Consider the following 23,983-nt stretch of genomic DNA (forward strand, 5'->3'; position numbering starts at 1 on the left):
GGGCGTGCGGTCAGTACAGACGACACATCATCTACTCGCGGTAGCGCGTCGCCAGCTCCGGCGCCTGTGCGCCGAAGGCAACGAGGTCCGCCGTGAACACGCTGTGCAGCAGGTTGTCCTGTTCCACACCGGGAGCGGTCACGATCTCGCCGAGCTCCAGTCCACGCAGGCTCGCGGTGACCACATCGGCAGCGCTCATCCGCGGGGCGGCGCTCAGATCCATGCCTTGACGTTCGTGGAACTCGGTGGCAACCACACCCGGAAGCAACACCTGCACATGAATCCCATGGGGAGACAGTTCTGCATGCAGGGTCTGCGAGAACGCAACGGCGTACGCAAGACTCGATGCGTACACAGCGCGCCGCAGCGGTACCTCTTCGAGGCTGGCCGGGCCGCTGAAGGCGATCATGCCGGCGACGTTGACGATCTGCCCCGCATTTCGCGCGACCATGTGCGGTGCAATCGCATTGGTCAGCAGCGTCGGTGCGAATACTTTCACACCGACCAGCTCCTCCGCTTGCTCTCTCGGCAAGTCGATAAACGCTTTGTAGTGAGCGACGCCGGCGTTGTTGATCAGCATCGTAACCGGCTGAGCTGCAACCGCATCGATCACCGTTTCGATGCCGTCGCGCATCGAGAGGTCCGCGACTACAGGCTGCACGCTGACGTCAGGGAATTCCGTCGCGAGCTCCTCGAGCCGTTCCCTTCGACGCCCGACGGCGATCAGGTTCACTCCGGTCGACGCCAAACGGCGGGCGTACTCGCGGCCGATCCCGGACGACGCCCCTGTCACTACGGCCAAACCACTCATCGTTCGCTCCTCGTCTCGCACGCCGCCGTGCGGCTTTTCTCGATCTGTCACCAACAGTGGTCCTCGTGTCGACGTGATGGGTACACCCCGTCGACAGTGGTCCCCGCAGGGACACGAGCAGTGCCGTCGATGCGATCTACACTTCGTTTCATGTCTGCGCGGGAAAATATGCTCGGGGACTTTCTGCGTGCTCAGCGAGCGCGTGTGCGGCCGGATCAGGTGGGTTTGTCGGGCGGGAGCAACCGGCGCGTTCCGGGGTTGCGCCGATCCGAAGTGGCGTTGCTGGCAGACATCAGTGCCGACTACTACCTTCGTCTCGAACAGGGACGGGATCGGAATCCGTCACCGGAGATTCTCGAAGCGCTGGCTCGGGTGTTCGGCCTCGACCCGGTCGGCACCGCCTACCTTCTCGGTCTCACCGAGAGTTCGCCCGACCGTCGGCGTCGTCGTCGACCGCAACGCGAAACGGTTCCCGAAGGAATCCGGAAGCTGCTGTCCACGTTGGGATTACCCGCATTCGTCGAGGGCCGATATTTCGACGTGCTCGCGGTGAACCCGCTTGCCACCGCACTTTCTCCTCGTCTCGCGGTCGGCGAGAACCGACTTCGATCGGTGTTTCTCGATGCCGACGAACAGGCTCTGTACTCGGACTGGGAGGACACGACGGCTCGCCTCGTCGCAGGCTTCCGACGCTCGGTCGGCGGCGACACGAACGACGCGCGGGTTATCGAGTTGGTCGGCGAGCTCTCGCTCGAGAGCGATCGGTTTCGCCAGGTGTGGGCACGAAACGACGTTCAACCCCGGCAGAGCTGGCCGATCACCATGGACCATCCTCTCGTCGGAACACTCACCCTCAACCGAGAGAAGCTGGTACTCGGCGATACGACAGAGAACCTCGTCCTCGCCGTGTTCCACCCCGATGCGGGCAGTGCCAGCGCGGACAAGTTGTCACTGCTTGCGTCCTACTCCGTTCCAGCTCCGCAGAGCCGCGATCGGTAGCCGTGCAAGGCCCCGATCAGCGAGGCTGATGCGAGGCATCGTAGGCACGTTGGTTCGCCTGAATCGTGGCGGAATGAGTCACCGTCCAGTCGTAGAGATAGCCGAACGGCGCACGAAGCGATTCACCCAACTCGGAAATTCTGCACTCGACGCCAACGGGCGATGTCGGCAACACATGCTTCTCGATCATCCCGTCGCGTTCGAGACGACGAAGCGACTGGGTCAGCACGCGCTGTGTCACTCCCGCCGAACCCCTCTTGATCTCGCTGAACGGCCTCATGTGGTGTGCTCCGGCATGGCGGCGGGATACCAGAGCGAGGAGCGCGAGTGGTCGGCGTTGATCCCAGCCAGCCACGGTACGTCTCGTGAGCAGCAGCTTGGAGCGGGGCGCGCCTACGCCCGAAGGCGAGCGTGAACTCGAGACGCTCCTTCGAGGGATCAATGCCGAGGGCGACGTCTCTCAGACGACGTCCGCCGCGCCGGTCGAGTAGAGAGGTTGCGTCAGTTTCAGACCGGTGACCAGAAGCGTGACCATCCGTCGGACGTCGTAGTCCGGGTCGTTGGGGCTGAACGCGACGAGGTCGCCGATTGCCCGGAACAGTTGATAGGGCGTGACGTCCGCGACCACTTCGCCTGCTTCCCGGGCCGCCTGCAGAAGCTCGGCGAGGACGGGGACGAGTCGCTCCACGAACAGGGCGTGGAGCGCGGTGAAGCCTGCTGCGTCGCCTTCCCAGACGTGCGCAAGGCCATGCTTGGTGCCGAGGAAATCGACGAATCCGTGCACCCAGCTCAACGTCGCGGCAAACGGGGTTTCCTCCGTGCCGAGCAGGACGGGACCAGCTTCTGCCAATGCGTCGATCTGACGGCGGTAGACCGCCACGACGAGATCGGATCTCGTCGGAAAGTGCCGGTAGAGAGTGGCCACGCCCACCCCGGCGGCCGCGGCGACTTCTCGAACAGGGGCGTTGACGCCGGATGAGGTGAACACGTGCGCGGCCGCGTCGAGCAGTGACCGCTGGTTCCGTTCGACGTCACGGCGCCGGGGCGCATCGGGTTGAGCACCGGACGTCGTCATTCCTCGATCATCCCACACGGACGGACACAAACGGAACGACGATCCGTTCCACTTGTAAAACGAATCACTGTTCCGTATTGTTCGGAACAGTGATCCGTTTCGATCACATCCTCAGTGAAAGGCTCCTCGTGTCTCCCCTTGAAACAACTTCTCAGGTCATCAGCGTTCGCCCGGTGACGCTGCCGGCCCCGGCCCGCGGTATGGACATTCAGGTGCGGATCACCGCACCGACCACGGGGACGGACCTGCCCGTGATCGTGTTCGCGCACGGGTTCGGCCAGTCCATGACCGCCGCGGACCCGCTCGTGGATTACTGGACGGCAGCCGGGTTCGTCGTCGTCCAACCCGCCTTCCTCGACTCCGTGGCCTTCGGCCTGCCTCCCGTCGACCCGCGGTATCCGACCATCTGGCGCACCCGTATCGATGACCTCGGACAGGTGATCGACGAGCTGGAGACCATCTTCGCCGCCGTGCCCGGTCTGCCCGGACGGGTCGACACGGACCGTCTCGCGGCCGCAGGACACTCGTGGGGTGGTCAGTCCGTCGGCATGCTGCTCGGGGCCCGAGTGCTCGATGCCGATGGACAACCGGGCGAGGACCGCACCGACAAGCGGGTGAAGGCAGGGGTGTTGTTGTCCACCACTGGGATTGCCCGCGGCGATCTCGCCCCCTTCGCGCAGGAGAACTTCGCGTTCATGAGCCCGGACTTCACTCGGCTCGATACCCCGTCGATCGTCGTCGCCGGCGACCATGATCAGTCGGCACTCTCCACCCGGGGCCCCGACTGGTTCACCGACGTGTACCACCTGAGCCCTGGAGCGCGTCATCTCGTCACCTTGCACGGTGGTGAGCACAGTCTCGGTGGCATCCAGGATTACTCCTCGACTGCCACGACCGACGAGAGCCCGGAGAGAGTCGATCTCGTGCGACGCACGACGACCGCCTTCCTGCGGACCGCCCTCGGCATCGACGGGGCCGCGTGGTCCGAGATGGACGCCACGCCAGCCGAGCCCGTCGGGCACATCGACTCCAAATAGCCAACCCCATCCGACATCGAAAGCAGAAGGGCCGCATCATCACAATGAACGACCAGCACCCCATCGGCACCGGATTCACCGCAGCGTCAACTACCTCCGACGTCCTCGCCGGCGTCGACCTGACCGGCCGGAACATGATCGTCACCGGCGGGCACAGCCGCCTCGGCCGCGAAGTCACCCGAGCCCTCGCCTCTGCCGGGGCATCCGTCACCGTCGCATCGCGCGACGTCGACAAAGCGGCTGCAGCCGTGGCCGACATTCCCGGAGTCCGGGTCGAGACGCTCGATCTCACCGACCCCGCCTCGGTGGACGCTTTCGCCGATCGCTGGATCAGCTCGAGCCGTCCGCTTCACGCCCTCGTGAACAATGCGGCCGTGCTGAACACTCCGGAGCTCCGCCTCGATTCCCGTGGCAACGAGATCTCCTTCTCGACCTCGCACCTGGGTCATTTTCAGCTCACCCGGGCACTTCTGCCGGCCCTCGGGCAGGCGGACGGGGCGCGGGTCGTGAACGTCACCTCGGGAGCAGCTCGGTTCGGTGAGATCCGCTGGGACGACCTCGCCTTCTCCGAGGATTACAACCCCGGTGCCGCCTACGGGCAATCCAAACGCGCCAACGTCCTGTTCACCGTCGAACTCGACCGCCGCTACGCCGACAACGGCATTCGCGCTTTCGCTGCACACCCCGGGGTCATCATCGGCCCCGGCCCCCAGGATCCGAACCGTCTCGCCTCCTATCGTGCGCAGGGGCTCGTCGACGAGGACGGTGCGACGATCATCGACCCTGCCAACGGTAAGAAGACCATCGAGCAGGGGGCAGCGAATCTGGTCTTCGGCGCCACGAGCCCACTCCTGGACGGGATCGGCGGCGTGTACCTCAAAGACAGCGACGTCGCGATCATCGACGACGACGTGCGGCCACTGACTGCAGACAACGTCCCCTCCGACGCCAACTCGGCAATGCTCGACCCCGAGGACGCCCTTCGGCTCTGGAGGCTCAGCGAACAGCTCCTGTCCTGAACTCGTGGGCGTGCAGCCGCCATTCCCCTAGTGGAGAGGAACCTCGATATCGCTTGATGCTCCGCGAAGTTCGTTCTTGCGAGTCTTGCCGGTGGACGTCTTCGGCAACTCGTCCATGAATTCGATTGTCTGGGGTGCCTTGTACGACGCGATCGCCGTACGGACGTGGGAGATCAATTCAGTTGCACTGCTGCGTGACCCGGGTGCAAGCACCACGAATGCCTTGGGGGTCTCACCCCATTTCTCGTCGGGTACGCCCACCACTGCGACATCGGCGACAGCGGGATGGCTCATGAGCGCTTGTTCCACTTCGATGCTGGAGATGTTCTCTCCCCCGGAGATGACAACGTCCTTGGCCCGATCGAGCAGTTGGACGTACCCGTCGGGGTGCATCACTCCCAGGTCACCGGAATGGAACCAACCTCCTTCGAAGGCGGACTCGGTTCCCGGGGCGTCGCGGTAATAGCCCTTCATCACGTTGTTTCCGCTCATGACGATCTCGCCCATCTCCACACCGTCGGGAACGACATCGGTGAGTCGCCCGTCGGCGTTGAGTCCCTTGCGCACCACGCGGAGATCGTCTGCGGTGAGAAGTCCGACACCCTGGCGCGCCATCAATCTGGACTGTTCCTCCGCCGGGAGTTCGGCCCACTCGGGCTTGTCCTCGCAGACCGAATAGGGTCCGTAGGTTTCCGTCAGTCCGTAGACGTGCACCAGGGTGGCACCGAGATCGCGGACGGCACCGATGGTCGTGGGACTCGGCGGAGCACCTGCGGTCACCACCGTCAGCGGACTGTCGAGATGGTGGGCCTGCCGTGCCGCGACGAGCAGCGACAGTACGGTCGGCGCGCCTGCCAGATGGTCGATGCGCTCGGAATCGATGAGTTCCCAGATCGCGTCACCGCGCACGGCCCGCAGACAGACGTGGGTGCCCGACGCGGCCGTGACAGCCCAGGTGGAGCACCACCCGTTGCAGTGAAACATCGGCAGCGTCCAGAGGTACCTCGTGTCGACTCCGAACCGTTGGTGATGCAGTTCTCCGAGAGCATTGAGGTAGGCCCCGCGATGTGTGTACATCACGCCCTTCGGCCTGCCGGTCGTGCCGGAGGTGTAATTGATTGCGATGACTGCGTTTTCGTCGTCGACCTGCCACTCGATGTCATCCTGGTCGGCACCGCGATCGAGGAGCGCATCGTAGGTGATCGTCCCTGGGATGTGCTCGTACTGTCCCTCGTATCCCGGAGTTTCGACGACCTCGCGTACCGTACTGGTCGTCGAGGACAAGTCATTCCCGTGCAACAGGAGAGCATCAGCAACGAGGATCGAGGCCTCTGCGTGATCGCAGATGTACTCGATCTCACCGGCCGCCAATCTGGTGTTGATCGCCACGAGCACTCCACCTGCCAGTGGAACCGCAAAATGTGCACACAGCATCTCGGCGCTGTTCGAGGCCAGATACGCCACCCGATCCCCTGGTCGAATACCGGACTTGCGCAACGCTTTCGCAAGTCGTTGCACATCGCGTGCGAGTGCGGCGTACGTCCATCGTCTCGAGCCGTCGATGACAGCAACCTTGGTCGGATGCACAGCGGACGCGCGAGCGAGAAAGCGGAGCGGAGTAAGAGGCGTATCGAGCCCGGACATGTCGACCCTTCTTCGGTGTGCCGTGGATGTGAAGTGTGTGGCTGTCAGTGCAACGCGCGAGCTACGTTCGGAATGAGCAGGTCGGTCAATTCCTTGGAATCGTCCAGAGTGTCCAGAGCGAGCACGGCTCGTTCGATTGCCGAGCGCCGGTCGTCGTCGAGGATCGGCTGTGTCAATGTCCGGTACTTCTGCACGATCTCGTCGTTGGTCAACGGGACATCGCCGGTACCGTGCGGGTGCGTGACACGCTTGTCGAGAACGGTTCCGTCGTTCAGCGTGATTTTCAGTTCGGTGGTGAGCCACTCGTCGGCGGGCAACGCGTCGAAGTCCTTGTCGTGGCGCATATCGGTCCGGTCGATCAGCGCCCACACGTCGTCCGATTCCAGCTTTGCGTCCGTGAACTGTTCGAGCAGAACGGCGCCGTCGAGTATCGCCACCGCGACGGTGTAGGCCAAATTCATTTGCGCACCGATGGTTTCGATCGGTCGGGTCGCCGCCCAACCGCCATGGTGATAGGCGGCCGCCGACACCGAGATGTCGATGTGCGCGATGTCCCCGGCCTCGAGGGAACTATGGCTACGTAGATACAGGGCAGCTTCGATGGCACCGTGCAGCGCACCCATTGCGGCGTACGGCTTGACTGCGATGCGTTCGGTTTCCCAGAATTCGCCCAGCTTGTCGCCGATTCGAGCCGAATCGGGTTGGTGCCCTTCGCCGAACACCGCCAGAAAACCGCCGTACTCACGTTCGTAGACCCGCTTGATTCCGACGTATCCCGAGGCGGCGAGGGCTGCAGCCGTCAGTCCGTTGCGGGCAGCGAACCCGTGCTGCATGCGTTTGACCATGGACTCGAACTGCGCCGACATCAGTCCACTCGATTGGGTTGCGGCCATCCCCAGAGCATCCTCGAAACCCGCAGCATCCAGGCCGTACAGCGTTCCGGCCGCGGCAGCGGCAGCGTGCGGACCGAAGACAGCACCCGAATGCCATCCTCTGGTCAGCATTTCCTGACCGTGCAGCGCCAGGCCGACTCTCGGACCCACCTCGTATCCCAACACCGCACCGAGCAGTAGCCGAGCCCCGGTGATCGATGTTCCGGGGGGAATGCTCGCGAACAGGGCGGGCAGCACAACGGCATTGCTGTGCAAGGGCGCGGCCGGGTGGAAGTCGTCGAGCTCGAAACCTTGAATGAAGCTGGAGTTCAACAATGCCGCGGATGGTGGACTCGTGGTCAGTCCGCCCCAGCCGATGACGAACGCGCTGCCGGAATCGTCGAGACGGGTGATCGCTTCCACGCCCAGCCGCGAAACGGGAAGCTGTGCCCCCACCAACGCACAGGCAACACCGTCGAGCATCAGGTGTTTTGCGCGTTCGAGGACGTGTACCGGGATGTCCGCCAGTGTGGTGTTCGCCAGCCAAGTCGACAACAGACCGGTCGGGCCTTCGGGCTCGGTTGCCGGCTCGGAATTTTCAGCAAGGTCGGGCGTCGTGCTCACGCTTGTCCTCTTTCTACCGTCGATGATGGGGGGTTCTATACAGCTGTGCTGGAAAGCTCTGGCGTGTAACGCTTCTCGAGTCGGAGGATCTCGGGCAGACCGACGGTGTCGGTGAAGTCATCGAAACTGGGCATGGACGGCAGCGATGCCGACGGTGTGCCGTGCTCGCGAATGTCGGCCAGCACTGCCTGCAGTGCCGATGTAGCAGCCAACAGTGTCGCTATCGGGTACAGCACAAGGGCGAACCCGAGCTCTCGGATTCGATCCAGACCGATACCCGGCGTCCGGCCGCCCTCGGCCCAGTTGAAGACCAGAGGCATGTCCGACGCTAGTGAGCCGGCCAGCTTCTCGATGTCGGTTTCACTGGTGGGTGCTTCGACGAACAGCACATCGGCACCGGCAGCGCGGTAGAGGTGAGCACGTTCGATGGCTGCGTCGATTCCGTCGACTGCGATCGCGTCGGTCCGGGCGATCAGAACCGTGTCGGCCTGCTTTCGGGCGTCGACGGCGGCGTGTATTTTGCCGACCATTTCCTCGACGGGAACAATGGCTTTGCCACTCATGTGACCGCACTTCTTGGGAGCGACCTGGTCTTCGAGTTGGATGCCTGCAACGCCTGCCTGTTCGTACAGCGCAACCGTGCGAGCGACATTGATGGCGTTTCCGTATCCGGTGTCGGCGTCGGCAATGACGGGCAGGCCGACGGCAGTCACGAGCCGTCGAGCCTGATCGGCCATCTCGGTACCGGTGAGCAAACCGATATCCGGCATACCGAGCAGGGATGCTGTTGCACCGAATCCGGTCAGGTACACGGCCCCGAAGCCAGCCTGTTCGATCAGCCGTGCCGACAAGGCGTCGTAGGCACCTGGTGCGATGATCGGTCCTGTACTCGACACATCGGCCAGTGCTGCGCGTAGACGCCGTGCGGGGTGTGTGTCGTGGAAAGCTGGCAGATCCTTCACGAGGGGACCTTTCGGTAGAGGAGAATGTTGGGACGTTCGGCTGGATTGCATACAACGTTACCCTCAGATCGAATATTTGACGAGCTTTGCAAGTGAAATGATTGGTTTTGTACACATTGAGACAGACGGAGGTCGGACCCGTGGGACGTTCCAGGACATCGGCATCGACATCGACCACACGGGCTCTGACCGCGATACGTGACCTGGTCTTCAGCGGAGAACTCGCGCCGGGGGCGAGGCTGGGAGAGGTGGAGCTTGCAGAACTATTGGGCGTCAGCAGGACACCGGTCAGGGAGGCCCTGCGGCAGTTGGCTGCGGAGGGCCTGATCGACCTCTCGCCCAACCGCGGCGCCCGGGTCATCAGCTTTTCCACTGCCGAATTGGACAGCGTCTTCGAATTGCGGTCGACACTGGAACCGAAGATGACCGGATTGGCGGCAGCTCGGGCAACGGAGTCCGACATCGCGGAATTGGACGACTTGGCTCGGTCCATGGTGAAGATCGGCACTCCGGGGGCCGGCCAGGACCTCGACGCACTCGTACCGTTGAACCGGTCCTTTCACGATCGCCTCATCGACATCGCAGCAAGCCCTGCATTTGCGACGGCACTCGCCGGCGCAATCCGTGCACCCATCGTGCTGCGTAACTTTCATGCATACGACGCCGAATCCTTGCAACGCAGCCTCGCAGGACACGTCGAAATCGTCGACGCCATTCGCGCGGGTGACGCCATCTGGGCCGCTGCGGTGATGACCTCGCACATCCGCAGTGCCCGAGCGGTGATGCTTCGCTCGGCGGCCCATCTCCCATCCATTGCGGACTCGGACATGAACCCGTAGAACATTGAGCCCAGCTCACCCCCTGCAGTACCCGGCGTTCGCGTGGACGACGGCCTCCAATAGAGCCGATTGCACACAATGGAGATTCGGGGGGATTTCCTCAGCGCGATCCCATCGACCAATCCCAGCGTCAGAGGGCCTGCGGTTCTCCCACAAGTGACGGTTGACACACCGCTAGTCGCGATGGTTGTATACATATTGCGTCGGTACCCGCCTCGATCAGCAGGCGAGATTGCGCGCCGGGCTCGTCATTGCATACATATCCGTCGTGTTGTTCCCCTCGTCTGTCGGACGGAAGAAGCGACGAGAGACGAGCCCCCATGTCAGGAGGGAAGATCTCGATGAACACCGCGACGAAGAGGGCAGTTCTGATGCTGTCGGCTCTGGCCCTCACAGCAAGCGCGTGTGCGGACGGACCACGTGAAGCCGATGGACTCACGACGATCCGGATCACTGTCAGCAATGCCACAGAGCCGTACGTGATTCCGTGGCTCGTCGGCAACGCGGAGGGAATTTTTGCTTCATACGGAGTGAACGTCGAACGCATCATTGCCGGCAAAGGCGGAAGCTCGACGCTGCGCAATCTGGTCAGCGGCGATCTGGCGATCGGCGAGGTCTCACTGCCCGCCATCGTGGATGCCAGCCATTCGGACACGCCGGTCACCGCGGTGGGAGGAGCAACCCGAAGTGTCTACGGACTCGACTTCTACTCGATGGCGGATCGCTCGTTCGCCGATCCGGCGGACGCGAAGAAATGGGCCTACACCACGCCCAGATCCGTCACCGAATCGTTGACTTATCTTCTGCCGCAACGCGCGGGGATCGATCCGGCGAGTATCGAACGGGTTCACTCCGGGGGTATCGGTGAAGGTATCGCCCTGTTGGAATCCGGTGCTGTCGATGTTTCCTACGTCCCCTCCTCGGTCGTCGCACAGCAATCGGACCGTTTCCGAAAGGTGGTGGACAGCAGAATGTATCTTCCCGATTTCCAGCAGAGCGTCATCACCGTCAACAACAGTTATCTGGATGAGCATCCGGATGTCGTCAGGGGTGTCCTCGCCGGATATCAAGAATCCGTCGATTGGATTGCGGCCAACCCCGACCAAGCTGCCGGCTTGTACGCGGCCGACATCGCGGTCGACAAGGAGCAGGCACGCAGGATCGTCGACGGTGCGATAGCAGCGGACGACTGGTCCGTCGGCCTCGACAAGAACGCACTCGAGAGTGCCGCAGAGGCCCTACGAGAAGCCGATCCGGACCTGGACATTCCGTGGTGCACAATTTTCGACCTCGACTATCTACCGGCCGGCGCAGCTCGCGAGCTGCCTGTCGAATGTGGGAGCAAATGATGAGACCGACCGACGCTACGACACACCGACTCACGACTACCGCCCCTCCGCTGGTGAAAGCCAGCGGGATCACCAAGACCTTCGGTGACAAAGATGTCCTCGGCCCGGTCTCACTGGATATTGCGCGAGGGGAATTCGTTTCCATCGTCGGTCCGAGCGGGTGCGGTAAGTCGACGATGCTCGACATAATCGGCGGATTGCAAACCGCAACACACGGTTCCGTCTCGATTCAAGGGCAGCCGCTGACCGGTCCGCGGCCCGAAACATCGATCGTGTTCCAGGATTCCGCGACCCTGCCGTGGCGCACCGTCCTCGACAATGTGTCCTTCCCACTCGAGGCGCAAGGTATGTCGAGAGCCGACCGGCGCCAGATTGCCCTCGAGCGGCTCGCAACTGTTGGACTGTCCGAGTTCGCGCGGCACTTTCCCACACAGCTCTCCGGCGGTATGCGGCAGCGAGTTGCGTTGGCGCGGGCCCTCACCACGGACCCGGACCTCATTCTGGCCGACGAGCCGTTCGGGGCCCTCGACGAGCAAACGCGCGTGCTGATGGCCTACGAGTTGCTCCGAGTGGTCGAGCGCCTCGAATGCGGTGTCCTGTTCATCACCCACAGCATCCAGGAGTCCATACTGCTGTCCGATCGGGTACTCGTCATGAGCGCACGGCCGGGAAGAATTCTGGAGGAGATCACCATTCCTCTGCCGAGGGATCGGGAATCTCGGAGCCTGAACTCTCCGGAAGCGACGCGCTGCGCCGAAAAGATATGGTCCCTCATTCAGCAGGAGGCCGAGAAGGCGATGGCGGTGACCGGACCATGACCGTCACCGAACAGGCACCGGCCGGCGTCACCGGCTCCGCACCAGTGGTTTCGGTGCCCCGATACATCCGGCCCAGGCCGAGGACCGTCCTTCGATCGACGTCCACGATGTGGACGGTGTGGGTGGGCGTCGTACTCACCCTTGTGATCGAATTCGTCAGTCGCGCAAGCCCGGTGAGCTCACTGGACCTGGTTCCACCCACCACCATGGCCCGCAGAATGTTCGAACTGTTGATGACGGGTTCTTTCGTCACCGGCAACCTACTGCCCACCCTTCAACGACTGTTCGAGTCGTTCGTCCTGGCAGCCGTACTCGGGTTCGCCTTGGCCTACCCGATGTGGCGGTTTCGACTCTGGCGCATGACGCTGGAGCCGTACCTCAACGTGTACTACGCGATACCCGTGTTCGCGATCTACCCGATCCTGGTCGTTCTCTTCGGCACCGGGGACGCACCTATCGTCGGGGTGTCGGTGGCATTCGGCATGGTGGTGGTCACGACCAACACGATGAACGGTTTCGCGTCCGTGCCGCCCACCGTGCAGAAACTCGCAGTGTCCCGGCAGCTGACGGGTCTGCAGAGCTTCACGAAAATACTTGTCCCCGCCGCCATTCCGGACATCGCCGCGGGTCTGCGACTCGGACTGGTCTATACGACCATCAGTGTGTTGGCAACGGAGTTCCTGCTCGGCAACCGGGGACTGGGTTACTTCATCTCGAGGTCGTACTACACGTTCGAGGTAGGCGATATGTATGCGGGAATTCTGCTCATCTGCCTGATGGGTCTGATTCTCAACATCAGCGTGTCCTTGATTCTGAACAAGATCGATTGGCGAAGAAAATGACCGACACGAGCGCACGAGCGATGAGGGGCGATATTCGCCTCGGACGAGTCCTGTCGATTGCGCTTCCCGTGGGTCTGGCGATCCTGCTCGTCACTCTCTGGTGGGTGTCTGCCGCGCTCGCCCAGAGTGCTGTTCTTCCCACTCCTGCAACGGCATTGGATCGGTTGACTGCAAACTTGCAGGGGCAGCGCTTTCGCCAGAGCATCGGGGACACTCTGTATCGGCTCGCCATCGCGTACGTCGGGGTTGTCGTCATCGGCGCTGCGCTCGGGTTTGCCGTCGGGTTGAGCAAATTCTGGTCCGATGCTCTGTCGCCCGTGCTCTACGCGATCTACAGCGTTCCGAAGATCGTCCTCTTTCCGTTGTTCCTCGTTTTCCTCGGGCTGACCGACGCCAGCCAGATCGCGTTCGCGTTCTTCTCCGGGGTACTTCCGATGGTCATCATGGTCATCAACGCAACCGCGGGCGTGCCGCGGCTCCCGTTGAAATTGGCGGCGAGTGTGAACATGCCGACCTGGGCCGTGGTGCGCAAGATCGTCTTTCCCTCGGTTCTGCCTGCTCTTGCCAGCGCACTACGGCTGACATTCGGTCTGACGTTCCTCGGCCTGCTGATCGGGGAGATGTTCGCCGGGGTGTCGGGACTCGGTTACGAGTTGCTCAGGAACATCCCACTCGGACGGCTCGGCGATATCACCGGCGAAGTGGCTCTGATTCTGGTGATCGCGTTGGTGCCGGTCACCGCGCTGAGCATATTGGAAAAGCGCATCAAGAATCGCTACAGCCCGGTCGAAGGCTGAACCCGCAACCGGGACAGTAGGCCTTCGGACGGTCGCAATTCCGGGGCACCTCATCGAGAACTATCGAGGGGAACCGCACCGTGTCGTCCTGCTATCGGAGGTCAATATGAAGTTCGTGTTCGATGACGAGTCCTTCTCTTTCGAGGCGCTGCGAGCTGCGGGATACGCGACCTACGCCGGTGCCGAACTGGGTGAGGTCCTCGTGACCTGCCGGACAATTCCTGAAAACGACGAGGAAGCGTGGTCCCGCGAATGGGCGGGCACCGCCGCCCGGGTCGAAGACATCGCGCGGAACTCGCTTGCCGCCGGTCGCCGCGTGAGCGCCCGCGAAGCCCTTCTTCGCGCCTCCAACTATTATCGAACCGCCGATTTCTACCGGCGCGAGGACCCCGCCCACGACGAGGAGTCAACGCGTCTCTCCCGCCGTTCACAGGAGACATTCGCCGACGCCGTCGCACTGCTGGACTACGAGGCACGATCCGTCCGAATTCCATACGAAGACGCCACATTGCCGGGCTACCTCTACTTCTGCCCAGGAACCGGTGAACCCCGGCCGCTCGTGATCTACCACGGCGGCTTCGACTCGACTCGCGAGGAGGACTATTTCGCGTTGGTGGCCGGCGCAATCTCCCGCGGCTACCACGTGCTCACCTTCGACGGGCCAGGCCAGGGCAGTGCTTTACGTGATCAGGGCTTGCACTTTCGGCCGGACTGGGAATCCGTCGTTGCCCCTGTGATCGACTACGCGTCGACCCTTCCGCGCGTCCACACGAACAAATTTGTCCTTGTCGGAACCAGCCTCGGCGGATACCTCGCCGCCCGGGCGGCAGCATTCGAGCCGCGGCTCGCCGCCTGCATCCTGCACGATGGCGTCTACAGCCTTGCCCAGACGATCGAGACGATGACCGAGGCACCCGAGGCAGAGCTCATGGCGCACACCGGGTCACGCTGGGTCGTCCGAAATGGGAAGTGGACCTTCGGTGCCGCTGACCTGGCCGAGTTCCGCGAACGGTGCCAGGCGTACACCCTCGATGGAATAGTAGACAAGATCGCCTGCCCCACACTCGTTCTCGACGCTGAAAACGATCAGTTCTTCAAGGGTCAGGCTTTCCGAGTGTTCTCGGAACTCACCTGCACCAAGCACTATATTTCGTTCGCCGAGAAAGACGGCGGAGGAGAGCACTGCCACGAAGGTGCTGTGGCGCTGTGGCACCAGCAGGCGTTCGATTGGCTCGATGACCTACTCGCAGGTCCGGAGTGGACAGTCACGCGACCGGGATGACGCGGATTCCGTCGAACCAGCGACTCGGACACCCTGGAACGCGAAAGAGGAACGACGAATAACACAGTCCGGCATGATGTAGCGATGACTACCAGCGTCGTAGCTGCCTCGGAGTCGGGTGTCACGGCAGTTCAGGTGTGGACTTTGATCGTCGTCGTCATCGCTGCCCTCGGTGCGGCGTGGGCGGCGCTCAGTGTGCGTCGGGTCGGCGCGAACGAGGACGTCATATCCCGCGAGGTGGCGGCACTGCACACTGCCGTCGACCGTCAGGTGCGCCAGTCGGGTGAGAGCGACTCGTGGAGCCGCGATCAGGTGACGGCGCGGTACCAAGAGTTGCTGTTCGCCCTGTCGAATGTCGATCGGGTTGTGGCGGAGGAGATTTCGGCAGCGGTGGTCTCGACTCCTGTCGGCGATCTCGCGGCTGCGACGCAGTCCTTGAACAAGGCCTACGACCGGTTGAATCTGGCGCTCTCCGCCGCGTTGGTGGTCGCGCGCAGGCGGGTTCATCCGTTGGCGTTGGAGTTGTCGACGGGCATCGACCGTCGGGTGTTCGCCCCGCTGGCTCCCGAAACGGGAATCCCCGCTCCTGCGCACGAACGTCTGCAGAGCGAGCACGCGTACATCATCCGGATGCACTCGCTGCTGTTGACGGCGATGCGCGCCGATCTGGGTCTGCTCGATCCCAGCGCCGAGGCGACACTGATCTTCACGACGAAGGAAGTGGAATCCGGTGTGCTGGCGGATCGGTCGACTGCGGCCGGACGTAGTGGTGTACAGCTGATCAACCTTCTCGAGGACTTCGGCGTCATCCCGTTGCTCGGAGCCGAGGACGACTTCGTGATGTCCGATGCGCTGGTTGTCCAATGCGAGGAGCTCTACAGCTCGGTGAGCCCGAACTTCGAGGCGGTGCTGCGGCACATCGGCGACGAGATCCATCTCGCGATCAGGCCCGATCTCACCGACGATCGCCTCGAGGAGATCTACGAGATCGCGGCGCGACTGGTCGAAGCCGGATTGCGTGGAAACATCCACCGCCGAGACGGATTGGACGGCAGCAGCCTGTTCCTCATCGATCCGACGCACCGGGCGGGAAAGGATCGGGCGTAGCCCGCCTCAGGGTGCGGCATCACTGCGGTCTCGAATGCTTCAGCGGACATCAGCTTGCCAAGCCGCGTTCCCTTAGTCCCGTCAGAATGCCGTTCCGTACAACACCGCTACGTCTCCACTGATGTTCGTCGCGACAATGTACGAGCCGTTCCGGCTGGCAGTCACTTGCTGGTAATCGCTTGCGTTGTTGTTGATGTCGATGTTGCTGGCGTACGGGGTGCTGCGTGAGGGGTCATTCAAATGCTTGGACACGTCGATGACGTACAGCTTGCCGTGGGTGACCACGAAGGCTCGTTTTCCGTCTGCTGTCGTCGCGATCGAGTGCGCGTAGTCATTGATGTCGATGTAGGACACTACGGGTTGCGTTGCCTTGAGATCGACGTAGGCCACGGTATTTCTGGTCGAGTGATTCGTAATCCAGCCTCTGGTCCCGTCCGCGCTGATCGCCATGAAGCCGACTTGACCGTAGGAATCGAACGTGTCGCTGATCCTGATGGGTTCCAGTGTTTCAGCGATCAAATCGATGAAGTCCACCGAACCATTGGCGTTGTACACCATTGCGCGCGTTCCGTTCGCGCTGATGACGACCGACCGAGGTGATCCACTGACCGCCACTGTCTGCGTCGGTTGCGTCCCGCCTTCGTTGATAATGGTCACCGTGCTGGATGCGTAATTTCCAATGATGGCCTTGGATCCGGTCGCGCTGATCGCGACGGCCACCGGGCTCGTTCCGATTTTGATCGGAGCGCTGACCGACGTTGTGGCGCCATCGAAGTCGAGGACTGTCGCTGTGCCGTTGGATGAGTCGACGACGATTGTGCGCCGACCATCATCACTGGTGGAAATGCGCGATGCCTGGCCACCGACGATGACCGTCGTCTCTATCGGCACGCCGGTCGAGTAGTCGACGACGGTCACCGTTCCGGCCGACCCGTTAGCGACGTACGCGCGAGTACCGGCAGCGTTTACTGCAAGGTCCGACGCAGACGAAGACAGTTCGACCTTGACTACATCGGGCTTCGGTGAAGCAGTCGTATCTACGACGTACAAGGCATTCGTGCCATCGATGACGAAGGATTTCTTTCCGTCCGCAGAAGTCACAATGTCGATGGGAGCCCCGGACGCATCCAAGCTCGTCGAAACCGACGCACCGATGCGGTAGTTGGTCGCGACGATTCCTACGTCGTCGAAACCCTTCTGCAGTGCTTGGATCTCGTCCACGCTGAAGCCCTGGGCTTTCGCGGACCCGATGATCGCCGAGCGGGCGTCTGTGAAGCCTGAGGTGACACTGAGCTTGTACAGCGAATGAAGAACAACCCGTTCCCATTCCAGGCTGGTGACACCCTGAGTTCGATCGTCGGCCATCGCAGCGGATACCGCGGAGCTGAAGATTGTGCTGTTGTCGTACGCACGGTATCCACCGCCGGGCTTGTCGTCGCGCTCATTTCCTTTCGATCCATCAAAATCGTCGTAGTGGAAGTGGAAGTCGTTACCCTTGCTTTTGACAGCCCCCGGAACCAGGTTGTTTCTGAACGCACACTGGGACAGGGCCTTCTGGTCGTCCGAGACGGAATCGCAGACAGTCATGTCCTCGCCGAAATCGAAACGCCCTCGGTCGTTCATCGGCTTGTTTTCGATCAAATTACCCATGAGGTCGGCATACGCCTCACTCATTGCGTAACCCTCGGGGTTGTAGTTGAAACCCCCGCCGTTATCCACAATCATCCTCACGACGATATGCGTGTACTCGTGAGCGACTATGTCGCGGGCCGATTCACTACCGTATCCATATGCCATCGAACTCTCATCAAGAGTCGTTCCCGAGCCGGCTATCATGTCGAAGGTCGGGAGAACGTAGACGTGCGTAGTATGGCTTGGATATATGGTGTTGAACCGCAGCGCATTTCGGTAATGGTCCTCCACGTATTGTACGTTCCGTAGGGCAGTGAGGGCCCGGAGATCAGGCGAACCGACCGGCGACCTTACAGGCTTGTCGTTTTCAGTATTCGGCTCGAAGGTAACCGGGTTCCCTTTCTCGTCGACCTTCTGCACTGACTCGTAGACCCGCACGATCTGCCCGCTGACCGGGTCGACGCCCTCGTAAACGAGAGTGTTTCCTTCGGTCTTGATGTTGTAGTTGAAGCTCGTTCCGCCCCAGTTCCCCAGCTGGATGGCGCTGGCACCCTTGAGTTCTACATCCTCGTGGATGACGGTTCCGCTGCTCGCACCATTGGCTCCGACGAAATACGTCGACACTGCGCCAAAGCCGCGGTTCGTGGTGTCCACCGCCTTCACCTGCCAGGCAAGTGTCGGCACTCCCAGGTTCACATCAGGAACGATGACCTTCTCGGCAGTGAATGACAGTGCTGTGAGATCCCGGGGGGCACCTGTTGTAGGGCCGGCAGCTTTCGCCTCGATAGCTGCCTTCACGGCAGCGATGGCTTCCTCTGCCTCGTCCATGCTTTCCGCGGCTACGATGTCGACTGAACTCAAAGCATCGTCGTAGGTGCTGTAGAGCCCGGTCACCTCACCGGACGTGTTGGTTATCAACACTATTTGCGAACCGATCACCCGTACACCGTTCACTGCGGGGCTCGCGTAGAAGTACGTCTCGGTGAAAACGGTGCCGTCACGCCGCACCTGTTGCACGGTCTTCGAGGTGATATTCGCCGTATCCGCGAACTCCGCCGGGGCACCGATCAAACCGGCAACGCGGTTGAGTATCGCAGCTGAGTCAGCCGCATCCTTGACTTGTCCGTCGATGAACTTGCCGTCGATAGTGCGAATTTGGCCATTGGAGTTCTCGACTACGTCGATCTGACCAGACGCTACGAGCTGCGCAAGCTCAGCGAGTTGTACAGGAGGTTCCTGCGCAATTTGTTTGGCTACAATGGGAACGGAGACGACGACCGTGGTGGCGAAGCCCTTCCCGTCTGTCACCGAAACCGTGAACTCGGCTCCGTCCGTTCCTGCCGACTCAAAGGAATTGTGGCGCGCTTGGGCAGTGGGATGAAAGACGAATTGGCCCGTGGTCGAATTGAGCGATGCAAGACCCGTCGACGGGTCGACAGGCAAGACCACGGTGAATCGCAGCGGGTCTGCGTCGGGGTCGACTACGTTCACGCGTCCGTTCACCACGGCCGTATTCGGATCGACGGTGTAAGTGAACGCCGGGGTGGCCACTACAGGTGTGCCATCGCCCGCGGTAATAGATACCGGTACAACCACACGCGTCGTGCTTCCGTCATTGAGGGGAATGAGTCCACCGGTCCACGTGCTGAGTATGCGGTTCAGCAACCCGAGCGGTCCGTGAATGTGCGCCGCGGCGTTAGCTTCGGTCACCGTCACCGTGAACGAGTCAGTGCCTCCCGCCGCTGCCAGTAGTGGACTTGCCGTGTAGACGTAGCTTCCATCTGCGCTGAGCTGAATCGTTCCCTTCGACGGTGCAACCGCGAGGGAGTACAGAAGTGGATCACCGTCTGGGTCGCCTGCGCCGATGTTCCCGGTAACGGTCCCGTTGCCCGTGGGTGTGGCGACAGTCGGTGATGCGTAGGGGGACTCGTTGAAAAAGGTGGACTGAAAGCGCCTCGTCAACCCCCACACCAAAGCGAAGTAAGGTGACGCGCCTACTGGCGTGGTGGGAGTCGTTCCGTTCGACGGGGTCAAACCGAGCAGCGTCAGCACGTTGCTCTGCACGCCGGATGACTGTACTTGCGCAGCCGGGCTGGCGAACACCACAGTCGGTTGCGGCGCAGTCGTTTCCGGTGCCGATACAGCCGTATTAACTGTATTCCGCTTGGGCGCTGCCGACAAAATGGTCGCACCAATGGTCACTGCACCGGCGGACGACGACTTAGGGCTGGATCTTGCCGTGGTGGTCGACCCGTCTCGATCCGGCCCGCCGACCACGGTCGTCGACGCATCCGCAGAGCGTCCCGGCGGACGCGGGATGGTCTCGACGGCGGTAATCGAGTCAGTACTCGGCGCTAAGTTTTGCACGGCTCCGTCGGCCGATTCGTCGACAACCCTAGGCAAGGGCTGGTCGTCAATGCTCACCGTGGGATCGTTGATCACCGCCGACACATCCTGCGGCTCCGTGTCTGCGACCGGGATAGCAGGTGAGACTTCGGAATCCGAGACAGGTTCGTCGACAACTATCGGCTCTGGCTCACCAACAACGGTCGGTGCGTCGGTCGGCGCGGGATCCGAGTTCGATTCGGCCACCTTGATCGGTCCGGAGTCTCCGGTTGCGTCCTGTTCGTCGATGCTGATCGACTCGACTGCGTCGCTGCTGGGCGAAGCACTGGCAACGCCCTGACCCGTCACCACTGCTGCGCCGACGCCGACGGTCAGCGCTCCCACCCGAATCCATTGAACAGGAGCCGGTTCCGGTTTTACAAGCCTATGACGTCCCTTTGTCCGTCGTGGCTTGCGGGGACTCGAAGCGGACATGGCGTCACCCCTAGCAGCATATGTCCGCCGGAGTGCGGATCATCGGCAATCCTCGCTGGTGACCAGCTGTTTGTGCCATCCGCCGAACAGATGAAAACCAAGGGGATTTCGAGCCAGGGAGCAACTCAAGTGGCTCGAACAGTTTTCGGCGCGTTGACGACGATGATCTGGGCGGCCTGTCCAGCTCCGTGCTCGGTAGCGAACCCCATATCTCGCAAACTGGAATTCTCACTCCAAATTTGGCAACCCTGGGAGCCGACTAGCATGGGGCCGTGCGTACGCCCGTGCAGTCCCGCAGCGAAGGATCCACTGCGCGAATAGTGGCAGCGACCATCGAGTTGCTGCACGAGGGTGGCCTACAGGCGGTGACGATCGCTGCCGTCGCCCAGCGTTACGGCGGGTCCAACGGGTCCATCTACCATCGTTTCGGAGATCGAACAGGCCTGCTGATGGCAGCCCAGGAAGACGTGCTGACTCGCATCGAACTTGCTGCCGCAGCGGCATTTTCAGCCGCAGAACAAGAATCCGACGACGACCGAGCTGTGCAGATGCTCGCCGAAGCCGCGCTCGCGGTGTTCGCGGAGCACCGGGGAGCCATGCGCGCGTTCTTCATCCAGTCCCGCAACTATGCACCGCCCCCCATCTCCCAGCCTCGAGGCTCTGGAATCGACCGGTTTCGTCGCGCTCCACATCTTGCGTTACGTGCCCATACGGACGAAGTCCTCCGACCCAATCAAGACGCCTCACTCAGTGGTGTCGTGGCCCTCCTTGCACTCGAATACGTCCTCGCGTTTATTCGCGTACTCGACCTTGGTGTGCCCCACCTTCGTTACTGGCTCGGCCTCGGGCTCGGGGCACTCGGGACAGATCCGCTCGCTAGCAGTCATGCGCGAAACCTTATGTGAGGCACCTGCGCGGGCGGCGCCATTCGAACAGTTGAACCACCCATCTCCCCGGCGGTAAACGGTCTCTGCGGGACAGGCGACGAACCCCTGGTTCGGTTACGATTCGCGCCGTGGTGCGCTCTGCACCGAGACTCGCCGGGGATGGGATTCAGCGCATGGCAATTGCAGTCGACGAAGGGCGTTCGAAGAGGGTAGAGAAGCGCTCGCACACACGGCTCGACCTTCAGGGGATGCGTGCCGTCGCGGTGCTCGCAGTATTCGCAGACCACCTATTCGGTTGGCCCAGCGGCGGCTTCGTAGGTGTAGACGTGTTCTTCGTCCTCAGCGGATTCTTCATCACCGGTCGACTGATACGTGAGCGCGAGAAGACCGGTGCAGTTTCGTTCGGCGACTTCTACGTCAAGCGCGCTCGCAGGATCATCCCGTCCGCGATGCTCGTTCTCGTCGTCACCGTCGCCCTGGCCTATGCGCTGTTCCCCGCCATTCGAGCCAAGCAGACCCTGGTCGACGGGCTCTACGCCGCGGTGTTCGCCGCTAACATTCACTTCGAGCAGGTCGGGACCGACTACTTCCAAGTAGGCCAGCCACCCTCGCCGTTGCAGCACTATTGGTCGCTGTCGATTGAGGAACAGTTCTACTTCGTCTGGCCGCTGCTGCTCATCGCTCTTTATGCAGTCACCCGGCGCTATCACCGGAGACGCAATCCGTGGATCCGCAAGGCCGCAATCTTCGGCGCGATGGCAGTCATCTGCCTTGCGTCGTTCGCGTGGGCTGCGTACCAGTCGGTAGCGGACCCATCGAGCGCCTACTTCTCGACGTTCACCCGAGTTTGGGAGCTTGGGATCGGCGCGCTACTCGCGATCTGTGGACCGTTCCTCGCGAAGATCCCGCGTGCAGCACGACCTGCGACGTCGTACCTGGGTTTAGCCGGTGTTGCGGCGTCACTGTTCTTGATCACCGCAACGAGCCAGTTCCCCGCACCGTGGGCTGCGTTGCCGGTGCTGTCAACGGCACTCGTCGTCGCTGCGTTCCATGGCAGCGAAGTCCGCGGAGTGCCACTCCTCACGAACCCTGTCGCTCAGTACGTCGGAGACACCAGCTACACCCTTTATCTGTGGCATTGGCCGGTCATCATTCTGCTCACCGCGGTCTTGCCCGAGAACGCGGTTTACTACGTCCTCGCTCTTGTTGTCGCGTTCGGCCTCACCGAGATCACCTACCGGTTCTACGAAAAGCCAATCAGAGATTCGAGGTGGCTTGAGTCGACGTCGAGCAAGGGCTTCGTCAGCAAGATCGAACCGAGTCACTGGCTGTTCGCTGCGGTGATGGTTGCGGCACTGTGCATCGGATCGATCATCTCAATCGCGCTAGTCGATCGCACCAACCAGACAGGGCAGGCGACCCAGGCGCTCGTCGTGGAACAGCCCATCGTTCCCGTCGCGTCCGACGTGGCAAAGTGCCTCGGCGCGGCCGCGATGGTGAACGAGGGTTGCGAACTGCGGGACCCCGACAAACCCCTGCAACCGAGCGTCGACACGTTCGCCGACGACACGCAGGGGGCGTACGAGTGCTACCGCACCGAAGGTAAGCCGTTGCGTTCCTGCACCTACGGATACCAGCGCGACGACGCGAAACGGCTGGCAATCATCGGTGACTCACACGCCGGAATGCTCTTACCCGCGCTGTCGCCGTACCTCTCTCAGAACAAGTGGAGCCTGACCACTTACGTCGGCTATGGCTGCCAGTGGCAACTCCCGCCCTCCGGTGACTGCTCAAACGTGATGAACGATATCCAGGCCGTAGTTCTCGCGGAGAACTACGACGCAATCCTCACTACATCATCCCGCAAGTTCGGCGGCAGTACCGACCAGGCAGCAGTTGTGGCCTACTCAGCAGCGTGGGCACCCGTGGCTAGGACAGGGACGAAAGTCATCGCAATCGCGGACAACCCCACGGTCACCGAGGAGTCAATGCTGTGCGTCACCCGCGTCTCGCTCGGATCGGACAGTACCGGCGAGTGCGGAGCATCGAGGGATGTAGCGCTCGCGGACCGTGACCCGCTCTTCGCGTCCGTCGAGGCCGTTCCGGGTGCGAGCCTGATCGATCTCACCGACTATTACTGCACCGCTGACAGGTGCCCAACTGTTATCGGTGACGTCATCGCCTACCGAGACACCGGCGGGCACCTGTCAGCGACCTTCGCTAAGACGCTGTCGCAATTCCTCGTCCCCGAGATCGCGACCATCGTCGGCTAACGCGCTTACGCTTCTCTGTCCAATTGGTGCCATCCCAGAACAGTTGGCACATGCTCAGCCCAGCCGCGGACTTAGCCGCAGCCCCCACCAGGGACGTTTTGGCTGCCGTCCCGTGGTTTATTGTGAGCGTATTGGCACCCGCAGCCGCAACGAAAACAATGAGCTGCTGCCCGAGAAACGCGCCCGGAGGGAGCGCTGCCGGATTCTGAGATCCGCCCGAAACACCTTGCGGCGGCTGGCATCGGCACAAGTGGAGCGTCCAAGCCAAGCTCTGGGCGATCGTGACGCACACGA

Annotated in this window: 21 protein-coding genes; 13 read left to right on the plus strand and 8 right to left on the minus strand. The window is 62.1% G+C overall.

The genetic code is table 11. From position 1 onward, the window contains the following. Positions 1 to 31 precede the first annotated feature (31 nt). The gene (locus tag CH274_RS10655) at positions 32 to 811 is read right to left on the minus strand and encodes an SDR family NAD(P)-dependent oxidoreductase (RefSeq protein ID WP_094657557.1); all 780 of its coding nucleotides are present in this window, start codon (positions 809 to 811) and stop codon (positions 32 to 34) included. 150 nt (positions 812 to 961) lie between these two features. Here CH274_RS10655 and CH274_RS10660 point away from each other — a divergent pair, with 150 nt between their 5' ends. Beyond that, entirely contained in the window at positions 962 to 1,810 is an 849-nt protein-coding gene (locus CH274_RS10660; protein WP_094657403.1) for a helix-turn-helix domain-containing protein, read from the plus strand. Positions 1,811 to 1,826: 16 nt separating this feature from the next. On the opposite strand, the gene CH274_RS10665 is transcribed toward CH274_RS10660, so the two are convergent. After that, positions 1,827 to 2,090, minus strand: coding sequence for a winged helix-turn-helix transcriptional regulator (locus CH274_RS10665; RefSeq protein WP_094657404.1), 264 nt, complete (start codon positions 2,088 to 2,090; stop codon positions 1,827 to 1,829). An 85-nt stretch (positions 2,091 to 2,175) separates the two neighbouring features. Between CH274_RS10665 and CH274_RS29660 the strand changes: the two genes are divergently transcribed. Further along, entirely contained in the window at positions 2,176 to 2,301 is a 126-nt protein-coding gene (locus CH274_RS29660) for a hypothetical protein (protein ID WP_256993537.1), read from the plus strand. Here CH274_RS29660 and CH274_RS10670 read toward each other — a convergent pair. Beyond that, on the minus strand, positions 2,271 to 2,885 hold the full coding sequence (locus tag CH274_RS10670; RefSeq protein ID WP_094657405.1) for a TetR/AcrR family transcriptional regulator: 615 nt from the start codon (positions 2,883 to 2,885) through the stop codon (positions 2,271 to 2,273). The genes CH274_RS29660 and CH274_RS10670 overlap by 31 nt on opposite strands. 173 nt (positions 2,886 to 3,058) lie before the next feature. Here CH274_RS10670 and CH274_RS10675 point away from each other — a divergent pair, with 173 nt between their 5' ends. Then, entirely contained in the window at positions 3,059 to 3,922 is an 864-nt protein-coding gene (locus CH274_RS10675) for an alpha/beta hydrolase family protein (protein WP_256993538.1), read from the plus strand. Between the two features lie 44 nt (positions 3,923 to 3,966). After that, positions 3,967 to 4,941 (plus strand): SDR family NAD(P)-dependent oxidoreductase, encoded by a 975-nt coding sequence (locus CH274_RS10680; RefSeq protein ID WP_094657407.1) that lies wholly within the window; start codon positions 3,967 to 3,969, stop codon positions 4,939 to 4,941. 27 nt (positions 4,942 to 4,968) lie between these two features. Here the strand turns inward: CH274_RS10680 and CH274_RS10685 are convergent, their stop codons facing one another. Genes CH274_RS10685 through CH274_RS10695 form a run of 3 tightly spaced genes read right to left on the minus strand, consistent with a single transcriptional unit; the run spans position 4,969 to position 9,043 of the window. Next, entirely contained in the window at positions 4,969 to 6,585 is a 1,617-nt protein-coding gene (locus tag CH274_RS10685; RefSeq protein WP_094657408.1) for an AMP-binding protein, read from the minus strand. Between the two features lie 44 nt (positions 6,586 to 6,629). After that, complete coding sequence (locus tag CH274_RS10690) at positions 6,630 to 8,081, minus strand: MmgE/PrpD family protein (protein WP_094657409.1); 1,452 nt, start codon at positions 8,079 to 8,081, stop codon at positions 6,630 to 6,632. A 35-nt stretch (positions 8,082 to 8,116) separates the two neighbouring features. Next, on the minus strand, positions 8,117 to 9,043 hold the full coding sequence (locus CH274_RS10695) for an isocitrate lyase/PEP mutase family protein (protein WP_256993539.1): 927 nt from the start codon (positions 9,041 to 9,043) through the stop codon (positions 8,117 to 8,119). A 140-nt stretch (positions 9,044 to 9,183) separates the two neighbouring features. On the opposite strand from CH274_RS10695, the gene CH274_RS10700 reads away from it, so the two are divergent. From CH274_RS10700 to CH274_RS10730, 7 genes are all read left to right on the plus strand, one after another. Beyond that, positions 9,184 to 9,882, plus strand: a complete 699-nt coding sequence (locus CH274_RS10700) for a GntR family transcriptional regulator (RefSeq protein ID WP_094657558.1) — start codon at positions 9,184 to 9,186, stop codon at positions 9,880 to 9,882. Between the two features lie 341 nt (positions 9,883 to 10,223). After that, the gene (locus tag CH274_RS10705; RefSeq protein ID WP_094657559.1) at positions 10,224 to 11,231 is read left to right on the plus strand and encodes an ABC transporter substrate-binding protein; all 1,008 of its coding nucleotides are present in this window, start codon (positions 10,224 to 10,226) and stop codon (positions 11,229 to 11,231) included. Continuing rightward, a complete protein-coding gene (locus CH274_RS10710) occupies positions 11,228 to 12,049 on the plus strand; it encodes an ABC transporter ATP-binding protein (RefSeq protein ID WP_256993540.1) in 822 nt (273 codons plus the stop codon). Before CH274_RS10705 ends, CH274_RS10710 begins: the two co-directional genes overlap by 4 nt. After that, positions 12,046 to 12,891 (plus strand): ABC transporter permease, encoded by an 846-nt coding sequence (locus CH274_RS10715; protein ID WP_179275699.1) that lies wholly within the window; start codon positions 12,046 to 12,048, stop codon positions 12,889 to 12,891. The genes CH274_RS10710 and CH274_RS10715 overlap by 4 nt, the downstream gene beginning before the upstream one ends. Beyond that, positions 12,888 to 13,688 carry an ABC transporter permease gene (locus CH274_RS10720; RefSeq protein ID WP_256993541.1) on the plus strand — a complete coding sequence of 267 codons (801 nt, stop codon included), beginning with the start codon at positions 12,888 to 12,890 and terminating at the stop codon, positions 13,686 to 13,688. Before CH274_RS10715 ends, CH274_RS10720 begins: the two co-directional genes overlap by 4 nt. A 106-nt stretch (positions 13,689 to 13,794) precedes the next feature. Continuing rightward, on the plus strand, positions 13,795 to 14,970 hold the full coding sequence (locus tag CH274_RS10725) for an alpha/beta hydrolase family protein (protein WP_094657413.1): 1,176 nt from the start codon (positions 13,795 to 13,797) through the stop codon (positions 14,968 to 14,970). 84 nt (positions 14,971 to 15,054) lie between these two features. Continuing rightward, complete coding sequence (locus tag CH274_RS10730; RefSeq protein WP_094657414.1) at positions 15,055 to 16,077, plus strand: hypothetical protein; 1,023 nt, start codon at positions 15,055 to 15,057, stop codon at positions 16,075 to 16,077. A gap of 81 nt (positions 16,078 to 16,158) precedes the next feature. Here CH274_RS10730 and CH274_RS10735 read toward each other — a convergent pair whose 3' ends face one another. Next, positions 16,159 to 20,439 carry an Ig-like domain-containing protein gene (locus CH274_RS10735; protein WP_179275700.1) on the minus strand — a complete coding sequence of 1,427 codons (4,281 nt, stop codon included), beginning with the start codon at positions 20,437 to 20,439 and terminating at the stop codon, positions 16,159 to 16,161. 362 nt (positions 20,440 to 20,801) lie between these two features. Between CH274_RS10735 and CH274_RS10740 the strand changes: the two genes are divergently transcribed. Next, the gene (locus CH274_RS10740) at positions 20,802 to 21,434 is read left to right on the plus strand and encodes a TetR/AcrR family transcriptional regulator (RefSeq protein ID WP_094657416.1); all 633 of its coding nucleotides are present in this window, start codon (positions 20,802 to 20,804) and stop codon (positions 21,432 to 21,434) included. A gap of 155 nt (positions 21,435 to 21,589) precedes the next feature. Next, positions 21,590 to 23,689 carry an acyltransferase family protein gene (locus CH274_RS10745; RefSeq protein ID WP_094657417.1) on the plus strand — a complete coding sequence of 700 codons (2,100 nt, stop codon included), beginning with the start codon at positions 21,590 to 21,592 and terminating at the stop codon, positions 23,687 to 23,689. Here CH274_RS10745 and CH274_RS30065 read toward each other — a convergent pair. Then, positions 23,637 to 23,981, minus strand: coding sequence for a hypothetical protein (locus CH274_RS30065; RefSeq protein ID WP_441346935.1), 345 nt, complete (start codon positions 23,979 to 23,981; stop codon positions 23,637 to 23,639). The genes CH274_RS10745 and CH274_RS30065 overlap by 53 nt on opposite strands. Between the last annotated feature and the right edge of the window lie 2 nt (positions 23,982 to 23,983).

The organism is Rhodococcus sp. 06-418-5 (genome assembly GCF_002258285.1).
Classification (GTDB): Bacteria; Actinomycetota; Actinomycetes; order Mycobacteriales; family Mycobacteriaceae; genus Rhodococcoides.